Genomic DNA, 14772 nt, shown 5'->3' on the forward strand with positions numbered 1-14772 from the left:
AAAAAAGCGCTCCACCACATCGAATTGATGTCGGTTGGAGCGCTTTTTGTATGTGGCTGGTACCCGTTAAGATTAAGGCAAGTAGCTGCGAATTACCGTCATGTTTCCTTCCAGTGCGTAGCTGCCCAGATCAGCAGGAAGCAGGAAGCAGTCGCCCGGCTTGGTGGAGATGCTGCCATCCTCCCATTGAAGCGTTCCATTTCCGTCAGCAATGACGAGAATTAGGAAGCTTTCAGGTGATGTGCTAAGCTCCCACTTAGGTCCTACTAAACCTTTTTCGACGATGAAAAAAGGAGACTTGGCTAGCGTCAGCCATGCGCCGGTTTCGCTTAGGTTCGTTTTCATGCGCGTGGAGCCTGAACCTTCATAGGCAATAACGTTCAGTGAGTCTTCAATATGAAGATCACGCGGTTTGCCATCCAATCCCGGACGGTTGTAGTCATACAGACGGTAAGTCGTATCGGAGTTTTGCTGAATCTCCGCCACCAATACGCCAGCGCCAAGCGCATGAACAGTACCGGCAGGGATGTAGAAGGAATCGCCGGCTTCTACAGGAACTTCCTGCAGGCAGTCCAAAATACGATTTTCGCTAATGGCTTGCGCCAAACTTTCGCGTGTAACGCCTTCCTTCATGCCATATATAATTTTGGCGCCGGGTTTGGCGTCTAGGATGTACCACATTTCGGTTTTGCCTAGTTCTCCCGCGGCCAAATGTTCATAGTGATCATTGGGGTGAACTTGAACGGACAGATCGTCCTCACAATCCAAAAGTTTAATCAGGAGTGGAAAACGTCCGTTTTTTTCGGAGAAGCCTTTGGTGCCGAATAACGTTTTACCGTATTTTTCGCGGATTTCGTCCAACCCAAGGCCTTCAAGCTCTCCGTTAATCACTTTCGTTGTTCCGTTCGGGTGATCGCCGATCATCCAGCCTTCGCCAATCGCGCCTTCCGGCAGCTGAAATCCAAACTTCTCCAGGGCTCTGCCTCCCCAGACACGTTCTTTCATTTCAGGTTGAAATTGAAGCGGGTATGATTTCACTGCTATCCCTACTTTCTCTCTATGTATTTAATTGGTAGTAAAGGAGTAAACCTACTACTCTCTAGCATTATACCATGGGTCTATCTTTTTTCTAGAGCCAAGAGATAGGGGGCATGCGCACTAGTATTCATAAATTGATAGCGCAGCACCTGATAGGCTGCGAGCGGCAGCTGCTGTGCCCAGGCTTCGACGGCTGCAGCTTCTTCAGAGCCACCATCGTGCCCGCTATACAGCACGATGGTTACAATGCCGCCTTTGCGAAGCAGGCGGAGCGCGGCTTCCAAAGCAGGAATTGTCGATTCCTGCTTCGTGATCGTTGCCGGATCGGCCCCTGGAAGGTAGCCGAGGTTGAAGGTGACCGCGGCTACCTTGCCGTGGCGGTCCTCCGGCACAGCCGTCTCCATGAGCGCGTGGCTGCATAGGCTCATGTGCACAGAAGAAGATGCGTCCGGGAGTTCTTTCTCCAGACGCATCTTCGTTTGATCCAGCGCTTGCTGCTGGATGTCAAAGCCGTACACGCGGCCGCGGCGTCCCACCAGCTTCGCAAGGAAGACGGTGTCAACGCCGTTGCCGAGTGTCGCGTCAATGACGGTATCGCCTGGTTGAACACGCTGGCCGATTAGTTGATGAGCGTAACCTAAAACAGAAACAAAACCCATATGAAGTAAGCCTCCATGCTGATGTGCCGGTGAGCGACAGTTATTTTTTGGCTGCCAGCCAGGTGGCCAGCGTTTCGATCTCTTCGGCCTTAAAGGTTTTCTGGAAAGGTGGCATATCGCCACTGCCCTTGATGATTTGCTGCACAATCTCATCTTTGGTTTTGCGCGAGCCGACCTTCGTCAGGTTCGGCCCGAAATCTCCTTCAAGGCCAGCCCCGTGGCAGGCCATGCAGTTGTTCTTGAACAGCGCCTCTGCCTGCGCTGCTGCGGTAGTTCCCCCATCCGCAGCCTGCGGCTTCGCGGATGGCGTAGGCGCCGCGCTCGCAGGCGCGGGCGTCGGTGTAGGCACCGGCGTCGGCTTCGCCGTAGCCGACGCCACAGGCGCAGCGGTTGCTGCCGCTGCGCTAGGTGTCGCCGCCGGCACCGGTGTGGCCGGCGCTATGGTCGCAGCCGCTGGCGTGGCCGCGGCTGTTGGTGTCGCCGCCTGCGCCGTTGGGGCAGGCGTTGCACTTGCCGTCGCGGACGGCGACGGCGATACAGAAACCGGCGCCGATGTTTCCGGCGCCGCTCCGCATCCTGACAGGACTAGCATGAACCCAACAAAAGCTGCTCCAACCCTTTTCTTCATCGCACCCATCTCCTTCATATAAGCTCTCACTATATAATAGGAAACGGTTCAAAATCGAAATGGGTTTGATCCCAGCCGTTATTTATTAGTTGGACTTGCCTTTCCAATACTTGCCTTGCCATGTATTTCTTTCTGCTAATAGTTTATCGAAGCTATTTAGCACTTCCCACTTTTTAAGGCTCCACATCGGTCCGATCAGCAAATCGCGAGGAGCATCTCCGGTTAGCCGGTGAACGATCATTTCCGGTGGCAGAAACTCGAGTGTATCGACAATGAGCTTCACATATTCGTCTTTTTCAAGAAATTGGAGCAGTCCGGCTTCATATTGTTTCACCATAGGTGTTTTACGCATTAAATGAAGTAAATGAATTTTGATGCCCTGCACATCCATTTGAGCGACAGCTCTGCCGGTGTCCAGCATCATGTCATGGGTTTCCCCAGGCAATCCGTAAATAATGTGCGCACACGTGCGGATATTATGCTTCCTGAGTTTAGCCACAGCATCCAAATAGCACTGAGTGTCATGTGCACGGTTGATCAACTGGGACGTTGACTCATGAACGGTCTGCAAGCCCATTTCGACCCAAAGATAGGTTCGCTGGTTCAGCTCAGCCAAGTATTCAATGACATCATCCGGCAAGCAATCGGGCCGCGTTGCAATGGATAAGCCTACTACGCCTGGCTGTTGTAAAATAACTTCATAATACTCGCGAAGCTGCTCCACGGGTGCATACGTATTGGTATAAGCTTGGAAGTAGCCGATATATTGGGCATCCGGCCACTTTTGGTGCTGGAGATCTCTGATCTTGTTAAACTGCGTAACGAGATCGTCGCGGCGGCTTCCAGCGAAATCGCCTGAGCCACGCGCACTGCAAAACGTGCAGCCGCCGGTTGCAATATTGCCATCGCGGTTCGGACAAGTGAAGCCTGCGTCCAGCATGACTTTAAACACTTTGCCGCCGAACGCTTCGCGCATTTCATAATTCCATGTATGGAAACGTTTATCCCCCCAGAGCTGAGGCGATTCTTGTATCATTGTAGACATCAGATTAGAACTCCTTTCCTTCCACCCTATTGTAGCGAAAAATAAACATGAAAGCGACCCCTGCCTTTCCACCAACTTCCCCGTTAAAAGAGGGCTGATCGGAGCATGATAACTTTGCATGACGATCATATGCCGAGAGGGGAAATGAAAAAGTGAAAAAGTTTCGTACAGTGACATTGGCGGTAGCTTTGACGACAGCATTGAGCTTTGGGGCAGTTGGGGCGCACGCTAACATGAGTACACCGACAATGAACACTCATACGGGTACTTCAGGGACTATGGGGACGGGGACTACGACGACATCGGGCTATACGGGCAGTACTTACGACGCTACGACGGGGACTAGCGTCGGAACAGGTTTGTTGAACGGAACGGGAACGATGACCAACACGAATACGTACAATGGAGTGGCAACTCCGATTACAAGTCCAAATGCTGTGGCTCCAACTGCTCAACCACACAGAATTGATGGCTTGTACAGACATGACGGAACAACGACTAACACGTATACGGGAAAAAGTACCGGCACGGGTACTGGCGTTTTAGGCCAAATCAATGGCTATGGCAATAACCTTATGGATCGGATGAGCACGACAAGCACAACGGGAACGAATCGCGGCAATTATGATACGTCATCTTATCGCGCTTATGCGACCACGACATCTGACAGAAGTATGAATTGGGGATGGCTTGGATTGTTAGGATTAATAGGATTGGCGGGATTAAGAGGTGGCAATAGAAACAGAGACGAGAGTTATAAATAACGAGTAGATAATGGCGCCTTCCTGACGGAGGGCGTTTTTTCTTGTACATTGCATTTTATACATCAAAATGCTTGATTTGACGGCGAATGCAGTCTTTCATTGCACAAAATACATCGATTTGTTGCGAAAAGGTGAGATATAAGCAGTTTAATGCCTATATCGTTGTATGAAGTACAACATAGGGACCGGCTAAGGCCCAATTACAGCTAAATGATTGCAAAAAATACAACATTGAACACTGCTGTAACGCCCTTACACTTCAGCACGGATCTGAATAAGTTTTCTCTCATGATCTGCCATTCATAAACCTATCTCTCCAAACCGAAACTACCATTAAAAGCTGAATAGGAGAGCAGGTGAAAATTCATGATGACTTCTACTTTATCGACAGACACTTTGTCCGTTGAACTTACTGTGAAGGAAGCTCAAGCGTTAAGCAGCGGGGTGAAATTTGTGGCCGATCCGAATGTATCCAAGGAAGCCAGACAAAAACTGATTCGTTCCCTGGATCGCAAGTTGTTCCCCGCCACCTCCAAAACCATCAATTATCACGAACTGGAAGTGTAATTCCCTTTGATTTTTTCCCAAGAATGGTCTATGATTTGTATTCGATAGCTTGTACGTGTAGGAGGCAAATAATAGATGCGGTTACGGGGAAGAAAAGGAATTCGAGAAGATATTGAACGCCAGAAGGAACTCGTTGTTCTCAATGCCAAAGATTATAAAGGCAAGTGGGCGGAGTTATTTGGCAATAATAACCCTATTCATGCTGAGCTTGGGATGGGGAAAGGGCGTTTCATCAGTGAAATGAGCAAGAAATACCCCGATATTAATTTCATTGGCGTCGATATGTATGATGAGCTGATCCGCAAAGCGAGTGAGAAGGCGAAGATCGCTCATGAGATTCATACCGAGGAAGAGTCTGAATCAGAATCAGTGACTATCCCGAATTTGAAGCTGATGCTGTTCAATATCGAACATATTGAAGAAGCTTTTGCTGAAGGGGAGCTGGAGCGGGTTTATTTGAACTTCAGTGATCCGTGGCCGAAGAAAAAGCATGCTCGCAGACGGTTGACACACCCAGGTTTCGTGGCCAAATATCAGCAAATTTTGAATGCAAATGGCGAGATTCATTTGAAAACCGATTCACAATCGCTGTTTGAATTCTCGTTGAACTCTTTTGCCGACATGGGTTTAAGAATGCGCAATATTTCCTTGAATCTGCATGCTGAAGGGTTTCACCCGGATCATGTTATGACGGAATACGAAACGAAATTCGCCACAAAAGGCATGAATATCCATCGTTGTGAAGTGGTGATTGGTCAGGACGTGCTGGCCGCTCATCTCGATCAATTGAACAAGGCGAAAGCGGAATAAACTTATCGTTAATCAAAAAAAGAGGCTCTCCTTGGTCATTCGACGACTTTAGGGGCAGCCTCTTTGTACGTTTCATGATGGTTAGCCCATCACTTGAAGAATAACCTCTGAACAATCCGCTGAAGGCGTGTTCATTCGTTGACGGTAATTCCATACCCGTCTGGCCTGAACATCCGTGTAACGGCTGACGAGCATCGTCAACCAGTTCGAGATCGTATCTGCGGACCGGATCGGTTCACCGAAACCTTTTTCGGTAAAGTAGTGCACGTTCTCTTCTTCCTGTCCTGGGATCGGATCATAGAAAAGCATCGGAATAGACTTGGCAAGGCCTTCTGAACAGGTCATTCCACCTGGCTTGGTAACCAATAAGTCTGAAACTTCCATTAATTTATCAATGTCTGGCGTAAATCCGAGCAGGCGAATGTTCGGGTGCTGATACCGTTCGTCAGCGGAAAGTTTCGTTAATATTTTGGCATTGTTTCCTAGGCAAAAGATGAACTGCACGCGGTCTCTCCATTCAACGAGATGTTCGCTGAGCGAATCGCCCCCGATTAGCCCCCAACCGCCGCCCATGACGAGTACAGTAGGCATCGCGGCTAGTTGGAACTGCTGTCGGATGATGGCTTTATCGTGCGCCACACGGAAACTCGGGTGGACAGGAATCCCTGTAATTTCGACTTGAGCCGCGGGTATTCCCCGGCCAAGCAGCTTGTTTTTGACATCCTCTGTCGAGACCATATATTTATTCACTTCACGACTGACCCATGTTCCGTGTACGTCATAATCGGTGATGACGGTGCACAGCGGAATGGCAAGGCCTGCTCGTTTGAGCCGGGACACGACAACGCTGGGAAAAGGGTGTGTGCAGACGATGGCTTGGGGAGCCCAGTTCTGGATAATCTCCGCGGTCTGTGCATAAAAAATGCGGTGCAGTGCTAGTTGCGTCAACGGATTTAACGATTTCTTGTACTGAGAGCGGTATAACCGGCCATAAAGCTTGGGATTTGTGGTCAGCGTCTTTTTGTAAGCCTGGATAATCCATGGCGCAATAGTCGGATGCAGGAAAGACCCCAGTTCCAATACACGTGTTTCAATCGTTGTGCAGCGCTTTTCTAAGCTTACAGCGAGTGCATAAGCTGCTTGCGTATGACCTGCTCCGAAACCTTCAGAGAGGATGAGAACCCGCTTTTTACCCTGCCCAGCATCCATTCATTTTACCCCCATAGAGCTACAGTTGTTAGTGATGCTGCCGTACCGATCAAGCTGCCGACTAAACAATCCGAAGGATAATGCAGCCCTAGGTAGATACGTGATAGACCGACGATGAGAGCAAGCGGCAAAAGTATGATGCCAAGAAGAGGCATGGCTGCAATGAACGGAATGATGATCGAGAAAATAGCGGTTGTATGTCCGGACGGAAAAGAATGATCCGTTAATGGATTTTTATACGTGATCGTTTGAGGATGTACGAGATAAGGGCGAAGCCGCGGATATTTCTTTTTAATGATAGCAACCGGAATATGACTGATGGTTAAGGCGATTAGCGCTTGAAAACCAGCGGTTTGCAATGCTCCTTGCCCAAATAAAGCACAGCAAAGTGAAATCACGATCGTCGCCGTAGCTCCTCCTAAATGCGTAATTCTAGAAAAGAAGTGATCGAGGAAGAAGTGCTGAATACGTTGATTCACAAAGTGGAACATGCGTGTTTCATGATGCTGAAGCCAGTTCACGACTCTGCTCATGAGTAATAGCCTCCTTCGAAACTTGAGATATCTGTTATTTCAAATTATAAAGATCAATTATTAAAGGGAGATTAACGCAGTAATAAATTTTTAGAAACCATACGTTTACACTTTTAAGCTCGGGTAAAAAGAAGGAATGATGGAAATAATGGTAGAGTATTCCTTTCATTTTACCCTAAATATCGAAGGGCTATCCCGTTCCATTGGGCCTAGAGCGATTGTTTTGTAACCCCTTTCAAATTGGGATTTATTGGATTTGATGTCGACACAGCGCAGTTCAGGCTGAAAATGAACGAAAGAAAGTCAGTGCTTAGGTCGTATGGCATCGACGTTGCGAAGTCCGTTATGCTGTAAGTCGGGTGTTATGGTTCTTGTGAATGAGTTTTTCTGAAGACGGACTCTCTGCGTGGAAACCCAGCGAATGTTATGAAGGATACCTCAGAAAAGCTCGCAGGAACGGTTGCTTGATCGAGCCCGGCAAAAGTTGTCAGGGGAAGCTCGGGTGAATTATAATAAACCCGAAACACATGAGGGGTTGCTGGTTGGTCTAAATGGTGAACTTTTTGTACACAATAAAATGAAAAACGTTGAAAACAGGACTTTAACGATCTGATTTCAAGCACATGCGGCAAAGTATGTGTCCGTTCCCCTTAAATCTCTGAGAACTGGCTATTTTTCGGTTTTTGTAGACTTTGACAAATAGGGGGAAAGAGAGGAAAATCAAGAACGGTTAATTCACCTGTACATAATTGCGCACTATGCGTATAAAAAGATAGCTTGTGTGCATAAACAAAAAGGGGGACTTTGCTTCATGCTTGACAAGATTGTGCTTACGTTTCAGATTGGCTTGGCGCTCGTAGGTGCGTATCAGTTTTTCTTAACCTTCTTCGGATGGTACCGTCCAAGAAACAAACAGAAATTTGCGCCGCAAAAATCGTTTGCTGTCCTGGTTGCAGCTCATAACGAGGAGCAAGTCGTTGGCGCATTGATCGAGAATCTGAAGTCTTTGGATTACCCCAAAGAGCTCTACGACATCTTCGTGATTTGTGATAACTGTACGGATAACACGGCTGCAATTACGCGCAGTCATGGCGTTTATGCCATGGAGCGCCACAACCCGAACCTGCGAGGCAAGGGGTATGCGATCGAATGGATGCTGAAGGAGCTTTGGAAGCGCGAACGCCAGTATGACGCGGTTGTCATGTTCGATGCCGACAATCTCGCCAGTCCGGACTACCTGATTCACATGAACAATGATCTTTGCTCCGGCTCCAGAGTTATTCAGGCTTATTTAGATAGCAAGAATCCGAACGATTCTTGGGTTACAGGTTCTTACGCAATTTCGTATTACTTTGCAAACCGTTTCTGGCAGATGCCCCGCACGAACTTGGGTCTTGCCAACTACCTAGGCGGTACGGGCATGTGTTTTGAGTCCAAGCTGTTGAAGCAGATTGGTTGGGGAGCTACCAGCCTTGTTGAGGATTTGGAGTTCTCGATGCGTTGTATCAAGATGGGAATCAGACCGACTTACAATTACGAAGCGTTCGTTTACGATGAGAAGCCGCTTACGTTCAGGGCATCTGCCAAACAGCGTTTGCGCTGGATGCAAGGACACTTTGACGTGGCTAAACGTTACTTCTTCCCGCTATTGTGGCAAGGGATCAAAGAAGGCAGTTGGACGAAGATTGACGCGGCTATTTACTCCGCTAACGTATATAACTTTTTCTTCGGAGCGATTATCACCGTGCTGCTGTGGATCAAATCCATAACGCCGGGCTGGTCCGAGACGCCGATGCTTGCTGACATCAATCCGGTTTTCTTTAACTCTGTAAGTTTCGCTATTTTCGTGCTGCTGCCAATCTCTATGATGATTGAGAAGGCGCCGCGCCAAGTTTATAAATATTTAATTTTATATCCTGTATTTATGGTCTCATGGTGGCCGATTACGTTCTTTGCGTTCTTTACGCAAAACAACAAGCAATGGAGCCACACGGAGCATACACGCGTCATTCGCCTGGATGAAATGAAAAGCAAACAAGTCAGTTGACTTTTCTACACCAAGATGATATTATACTTCAAGTAAAAGCAGAAGCGCCCGCTTCTCACCTGACCAACTACGCTGTTGGCTGGTTTGAATGAATCATCATGAATGCTCAATAGGTTGCTTAAACCTGTTATTGATGAAGATGTGGGCCGTTACCGTGCCCACATCTTTTTTATATTGGATAGAGGTACATACTTTCTGGAGGTGGAACACTATTAGCAAAGACCATATGATTAATGATGAGATTCGTGTGAAGGAAGTACGCCTGATCGGGGCGGACGGAGAACAACTCGGCATTACGCCGATTCGCGAAGCTCTTCAAATCGCACAAGACGCGAACCTGGATTTGGTAAATGTGGCACCAACGGCGAAGCCGCCGGTATGCCGCATTATGGATTACGGTAAATTCCGTTACGAAACACAGAAGAAAGAGAAAGAAGCTCGTAAGAACCAGAAGATTGTGGATATCAAAGAGATTCGCTTAAGCGCGACAATCGATGAGCATGACTTCCAAACGAAGCTTCGCAATGCGATTAAGTTCCTTGGCGATGGCGATAAAGTAAAAGCCAGCGTCAGGTTCCGTGGGCGCGAAATAGCGCACTCGGAGATTGGTCGCAGAGTGCTTGAACGTCTGGCTACTGAAACAGCCGACATTTCCTCACAGGAGCGCGCTCCTAAGCTTGAGGGAAGAAGCATGATCATGATCTTAACGCCGAAAGCAACTACTTAGGCGGTATACTAAATTAGGAGGAACAACACCATGCCGAAAATGAAAACACACAGCAGCCTGAAAGGCCGTTTCAAAATTACTGGCTCAGGCAAAGTGATGAGATACAAACAAGGTAAGAACCACTTGCTTTCCGGTAAATCATCGAAGCAAAAACGCGTTTTGTCCACGAACCCAGTTATGGCTCCTGGCGATGTACGTCGTTTGCAACAACAACTGACACTAATCAAAGGTTAATTTTTTAGCATTCGAACATTATTTATACATCCCAGGAGGTAGTTAACAATGGCAAGAGTCAAGGGCGGATTTATTCGCGCTCACCGTCGTAAGAAAATTTTGAAATTGGCAAAAGGTTATTTCGGTTCCAAACACCGTTTATTTAAAACTGCTAAAGAACAAGTAATGAAATCTTTAGTGTATGCTTACCGTGACCGTCGCCAAACGAAACGTAATTTCCGCAGACTGTGGATCACTCGTATCAATGCAGGCGCTCGTCAAAACGGCTTGAGCTACAGCAAATTGATGCACGGCCTGAAATTGGCTGGTATCGACATCAACCGCAAAATCTTGGCTGATTTGGCTGTAAACGATGCTAAAGCGTTCAACGATTTGGCAACAGCTGCAAAAGCAAAAGTAAACGCGTAAGCTTTGCTTCGCGTACTGAAAGCTTGTCCCCGCAAGGGGGCAAGCTTTTTTTATTTCAACATGCATTCTCGCGGGGGGCTGGGGTTTCCCCTGATGGTGGATTTTTCTTAAGCTTGCGGAATAAAATGGCGATGAACATGGCGAGAGGGAGCAGAATTTGAAAAATGGGGAACAACTTAACGCTCACCGCTAGACCTAACCAGATGTGATAGGTGTAGTTAGGCTCAAGAAAGGAAGAGGCGAAAATCACAGCGCCGACTATGCCAATAGACAGCTTGGCTCTGCAGCCTGTGAGCTGGGAAACCCCATAAGAGGCCGCCCAGAAGAACGCAGTGAGTTTGACGAATAGGCCGAGAAAAAGCAGCAGAGTCACGAAGACATCCAGCCGTTCAAAAATATCGCCAACCTGGATTAACTGCACGGTCTGTAAAAAGGGCAAGGTGCTGTTGCCAATCAAGGAAGGGCCAAGCACCAACACATTTATCATATTCATCCCAACGAGGAATACCGCTACCCCAAGATAGGTGAAAGTGCTGATACGTTTCACTTTATTGTTGTCTGCCATGAGGTGCCAAAACATCAGAAAGACGACCATTTGGCCAAAAGGGAAAGAGACCAGATCGGGAAAAGCTGCCGTTAGAATGGGCTTGATGCCTTTTTCCATAATGGGTTGTATCCGCTCAAGCTTGACTAATTTGGAACCAAAAATGAGGAGACAGAGGATGCTATAGCTAAAAAGTATGGGTAATATTAAACTTTCAGCAACGCGGCAAAAGGTTTCAATGCCCATAATGATTGTATAGGCGGCCAGCAGGATGACGAGCAGCATGACGACAAATTTGGGTGTTCGCGTGAGCAGGGTGACGCTCGTGATTTCGCCGAAGTCTCGCACGTTTCTCATGGATTCATAAGCAAAATAAATAAGAAAGCAGCAGCTTAGAATACCGCCTGCTAATTTGCCGAAGCAGATCCGCATTAAGAAGATGAGAGACTGATTTGGCGCGATGCTTTGGATATAGAGGAACATCCGCAGCAGGATTAAGCCAATGATTGCCGCGACGATCATAGCAACCCATGAATCCTGTTTCGCTTTGCTGCCAATGGCAAATAAAGGTGTGCTGCCGATTTGGAAAAGAATAATCATAACGGCAATCTGGTAGTTGCTGATTCGTTCCATGCGGTTAGACTCCTTCTTCTTCCGAGTGTGCCATTAGTGATTGTCGTTCTCAATAAGCTGCTTCACGGACTTGCTGTTCATGCCGATGTTCTCAATGTCAATTTGGAAAGAGGACTCCATCTGGATTTGGGCAAAATACTCTTCCCAGTCTGGCTTTAACTTCTCCCAAGCTTTCGGATCCTTTCGATGGATGAGACCTGCAAATCCAAGGACATCCGCTTTCATGCTTTGGGCTTTACGCAAGGAAATTGACATAAGCTCCGAGATGGTTTCTCCGATAAGCTTCTCCATTTCGCGACTGCCCTCCGGCTTTGAGGCATCAATCAGACATCCATTTTCAAGCAGTTGTCCGCTAGCTTTTACCGCAGCCTGGATGACCCACTTTCCTTGGATATTTACGGGAGTCAGCTTGGTTGAAGCCTTGGTAATCCGTATGGCGGAGCGAGATTTCTCACTTTTCTCCGTGCATCCGAAAAATAAGGTGGTCTGACTGATCTCTCCTTTCAGCCAGCTGAGTCCGTAACCTTCATGCCCAGTCATCCAGCCAACGAGCTTATCTTTTTGAAAAACGCCAATACGTCCCATTTTGAGCTTGGTATCGAAATTGGTGCCCTTTAAATTTTCAATCGAAGTCGATTCGACACCTTGGCCTGATATAAACACTTCCGGTATTGTGGAATAACCCGAATCACTAGCCATTCTCATCGCGAGCTGATAAAGCATGACTTGCTTGAGGTTGCCATCGGTTTTGTCCTCGTTGAGCACCATGTTTCTCAAGGCTGCGCCTGGTATTTTTTCTAACGGTAAAATTTGCTCCAGGATTTTTCGCCCTTCGTCTCTGCTCACGAGCAGGCTTACAGTTTCCCTGGAGTTGGCGCTTCTTAAATAAACGTCGATGATGGGAGAAATGCCTTTGCGAGCAGCGCTTTCGCCAATGACGACGACTCGGTTATGAGCGAAGAACATCGTACGGGGCATTTCTAAACTGGCTCTTTGAACAGCAGATTGGATGGAATCCCCGTTCGTAGAAAACACCAATACAGGAGCCTGCTGAATCGCCATTCCACCCGTGCTGGAAATGGACTGAGGAATGACGACTTGATAAGAGACTTTCCAGTGATCATCCTCCCAATCGACGGCGGTTGCTGCGGTGATGGCGATCTTGTTTAGCTCAGTTCGGTCCCAACAGCTCGTGCATAAGCAGCAAATAACGAAAGAGATCAGGCCTGTCAACACCACTCGGCGTTTGGTTCGCATGCATCCAGTCTCCTCCGTGTGCCGTTATTTTTTCTTTGGATTTTTTGCTGTTGGACGCTGTCTATAAACATTTTTGGTCAGCGCCAACGGTCGCTTGATTAACTTCCACCATGGAAGCCGGATGAAGATATCTTTCACATTCGACGGAATAAACGGAGAAATCGGCGCCATGTACGGAAGGCCGAACGATTTAATTGAACACATGTGAATAAGAATGAACATACAGCCGAATAAAATGCCGAATAGTCCGAGCAAACCGGCTAGCATCATTAGCATGAAGCGGATGAGTCGTGCTGCTACAGCCAAGTTAATCGCGGGCGTGACAAAATTGGAGATGGCTGTAAATGACACAACGATGACCATCGCTGCGGATACGAGACCGGCTTGTACGGCTGCTTGTCCGAGGACAAGCGCGCCTACAATGGAGATGGCGGGCCCGACAACGCGGGGCATCCTCACCCCTGCTTCCCGCAGTACCTCGAACGTGATCTCCATCAGGAAGGCTTCCACAAGCGCAGGGAAAGGCACACCTTCCCTCTGCGCAGCGAGGCTGATGAGCAGTGTTGTGGGCAACATCTCCTGATGGAACGTGGTAATCGCGATATAGAGAGACGGGAGCAGCATAGAGACGAAAAAAGATGCGTAGCGGATCAGACGCACGAAAGATGCGATATCATATCGCTGGTAGTAATCCTCACTGGATTGCAGGAACTTAAAGAACGTCACGGGAGCCATTAAGGCGAAGGGTGTTCCATCGACCATAATGATAATTTGTCCTTCGAGCAAACCGGCTGCTGCAGTGTCAGGTCTTTCGGTGTTCATCATGGTGGGAAAAGGCGTATAGCCCTTATCCTCGATAAATTCTTCAATATACGCGCTCTCCAGAATGCTGTCCGTATCTATGAGCTTAAGTCGTCTGCGCGCTTCAGCCAGCACTTTTTCATTGGAGACGCCTTCCAGATAGGCCAAGATGATCTCCGTCCGGGTGTAACGTCCAATCTTCATGCTTTCAAAGCGAAGATCAGCCGACTTGACTTTTCTGCGGAGCAGAGTCAAGTTTGTTCGGATGTCCTCTGTAAAGCTTTCCTTCGGTCCACGAATCACAGTTTGCGATTGCGGTTCTTCGATCGCTCGTTTCTCCCAGCCGTTCGTGCAGGCGAAAAAGGCCTCGTCGAATCCATCGATTAAAATAACGGTGCTGCCCTCTAAAATAGCATCCAGCAGCTCACTGTCATATTTGGCTTCATAAAGTTCGCCAACGGAAACGGTTTGCTGCAGGATTTCGTGAACTCCGCAATATTGCTCGCTTGTCTGCTCAGTTGCTTGAACATTTAATAAGGGCTCTATGAGGTGCTTATGGATAGATTCTGATTGGACAAGCCCATCTATGTAGAGTAAAGCAATAGAGAGGTGATCCTGTGTAACCTGCATATCGAGCAAGCGAATAATGATGTCCGGAGAATTGCCAAGCGCTTCTCTCAGTCTCGAGATGTTCGTATGCAAATCGGTCGATAAAGGGAGAGCGGGTTTCTGAGAAGATGTCATCAGCGAAGCCCTCATTTCCTGAATTGGTAGTATATTCCCTCACTTTCGTTTGTTTTATTCGATATGCTATTGACTAATGCTCCGGGGATGCATATAATAATCTCTAATATCATCTTAACGGATG

Annotated in this window: 16 protein-coding genes and 1 other annotated feature; of the genes, 7 read left to right on the plus strand and 9 right to left on the minus strand. The window is 47.8% G+C overall.

Annotated elements, in window-relative coordinates; translation table 11 throughout:
* Positions 1-72: 72 nt before the first annotated feature.
* The 4 genes from PCH02S_RS18965 to PCH02S_RS18980 all read right to left on the minus strand — a co-directional run bounded on the left by PCH02S_RS18965 (position 73) and on the right by PCH02S_RS18980 (position 3370).
* Complete coding sequence (locus tag PCH02S_RS18965) at positions 73-1038, minus strand: type I phosphomannose isomerase catalytic subunit (RefSeq protein WP_127455508.1); 966 nt, start codon at positions 1036-1038, stop codon at positions 73-75.
* Between the two features lie 80 nt (positions 1039-1118).
* Positions 1119-1697 (minus strand): class I SAM-dependent methyltransferase, encoded by a 579-nt coding sequence (locus tag PCH02S_RS18970; protein WP_127455555.1) that lies wholly within the window; start codon positions 1695-1697, stop codon positions 1119-1121.
* 40 nt (positions 1698-1737) lie between these two features.
* A complete protein-coding gene (locus tag PCH02S_RS18975) occupies positions 1738-2325 on the minus strand; it encodes a c-type cytochrome (protein WP_164819624.1) in 588 nt (195 codons plus the stop codon).
* Between the two features lie 85 nt (positions 2326-2410).
* Positions 2411-3370, minus strand: coding sequence for a TIGR01212 family radical SAM protein (locus PCH02S_RS18980; protein WP_127455510.1), 960 nt, complete (start codon positions 3368-3370; stop codon positions 2411-2413).
* A 152-nt stretch (positions 3371-3522) separates the two neighbouring features.
* Between PCH02S_RS18980 and PCH02S_RS18985 the strand changes: the two genes are divergently transcribed.
* From PCH02S_RS18985 to trmB, 3 genes are all read left to right on the plus strand, one after another.
* Complete coding sequence (locus PCH02S_RS18985; protein ID WP_127455511.1) at positions 3523-4134, plus strand: WGxxGxxG-CTERM domain-containing protein; 612 nt, start codon at positions 3523-3525, stop codon at positions 4132-4134.
* Between the two features lie 366 nt (positions 4135-4500).
* Positions 4501-4701 (plus strand): hypothetical protein, encoded by a 201-nt coding sequence (locus PCH02S_RS18990; RefSeq protein ID WP_127455512.1) that lies wholly within the window; start codon positions 4501-4503, stop codon positions 4699-4701.
* A 75-nt stretch (positions 4702-4776) separates the two neighbouring features.
* Positions 4777-5511, plus strand: coding sequence for a tRNA (guanosine(46)-N7)-methyltransferase TrmB (gene trmB, locus PCH02S_RS18995; RefSeq protein WP_127455513.1), 735 nt, complete (start codon positions 4777-4779; stop codon positions 5509-5511).
* A gap of 81 nt (positions 5512-5592) precedes the next feature.
* Here the strand turns inward: trmB and PCH02S_RS19000 are convergent, their stop codons facing one another.
* Both PCH02S_RS19000 and PCH02S_RS19005 read right to left on the minus strand, forming a co-directional pair.
* Positions 5593-6720, minus strand: a complete 1128-nt coding sequence (locus PCH02S_RS19000) for an MGDG synthase family glycosyltransferase (RefSeq protein WP_127455514.1) — start codon at positions 6718-6720, stop codon at positions 5593-5595.
* 5 nt (positions 6721-6725) lie between these two features.
* Positions 6726-7253 carry a phosphatase PAP2 family protein gene (locus PCH02S_RS19005; protein ID WP_127455515.1) on the minus strand — a complete coding sequence of 176 codons (528 nt, stop codon included), beginning with the start codon at positions 7251-7253 and terminating at the stop codon, positions 6726-6728.
* An 811-nt stretch (positions 7254-8064) separates the two neighbouring features.
* Here PCH02S_RS19005 and PCH02S_RS19010 point away from each other — a divergent pair.
* The 4 genes from PCH02S_RS19010 to rplT all read left to right on the plus strand — a co-directional run bounded on the left by PCH02S_RS19010 (position 8065) and on the right by rplT (position 10669).
* On the plus strand, positions 8065-9300 hold the full coding sequence (locus tag PCH02S_RS19010) for a glycosyltransferase family 2 protein (RefSeq protein ID WP_127455516.1): 1236 nt from the start codon (positions 8065-8067) through the stop codon (positions 9298-9300).
* Between the two features lie 30 nt (positions 9301-9330).
* Positions 9331-9476: a sequence feature (ribosomal protein L20 leader region), on the plus strand.
* 50 nt (positions 9477-9526) lie between these two features.
* On the plus strand, positions 9527-10027 hold the full coding sequence (gene infC, locus PCH02S_RS19015) for a translation initiation factor IF-3 (RefSeq protein ID WP_127455517.1): 501 nt from the start codon (positions 9527-9529) through the stop codon (positions 10025-10027).
* 30 nt (positions 10028-10057) lie between these two features.
* Positions 10058-10261: a 50S ribosomal protein L35 gene (gene rpmI, locus PCH02S_RS19020; RefSeq protein WP_127455518.1), complete on the plus strand. Its 204-nt coding sequence runs from the start codon at positions 10058-10060 to the stop codon at positions 10259-10261.
* A gap of 48 nt (positions 10262-10309) precedes the next feature.
* Positions 10310-10669 carry a 50S ribosomal protein L20 gene (rplT, locus tag PCH02S_RS19025; protein ID WP_127455519.1) on the plus strand — a complete coding sequence of 120 codons (360 nt, stop codon included), beginning with the start codon at positions 10310-10312 and terminating at the stop codon, positions 10667-10669.
* Between the two features lie 55 nt (positions 10670-10724).
* Here the strand turns inward: rplT and PCH02S_RS19030 are convergent, their stop codons facing one another.
* From PCH02S_RS19030 to PCH02S_RS19040, 3 genes are read right to left on the minus strand one after another with little or no spacing between them, the layout of a single operon-like run.
* Positions 10725-11846: a GerAB/ArcD/ProY family transporter gene (locus PCH02S_RS19030; protein WP_127455520.1), complete on the minus strand. Its 1122-nt coding sequence runs from the start codon at positions 11844-11846 to the stop codon at positions 10725-10727.
* Between the two features lie 33 nt (positions 11847-11879).
* Positions 11880-13103 (minus strand): Ger(x)C family spore germination protein, encoded by a 1224-nt coding sequence (locus PCH02S_RS19035; RefSeq protein ID WP_127455521.1) that lies wholly within the window; start codon positions 13101-13103, stop codon positions 11880-11882.
* 24 nt (positions 13104-13127) lie between these two features.
* Positions 13128-14648 carry a spore germination protein gene (locus PCH02S_RS19040; RefSeq protein WP_246069155.1) on the minus strand — a complete coding sequence of 507 codons (1521 nt, stop codon included), beginning with the start codon at positions 14646-14648 and terminating at the stop codon, positions 13128-13130.
* Positions 14649-14772: the final 124 nt, after the last annotated feature.

The organism is Paenibacillus chondroitinus NBRC 15376 (assembly GCF_004000765.1).
Classification (GTDB): Bacteria; Bacillota; Bacilli; order Paenibacillales; family NBRC-103111; genus Paenibacillus_E; species Paenibacillus_E chondroitinus.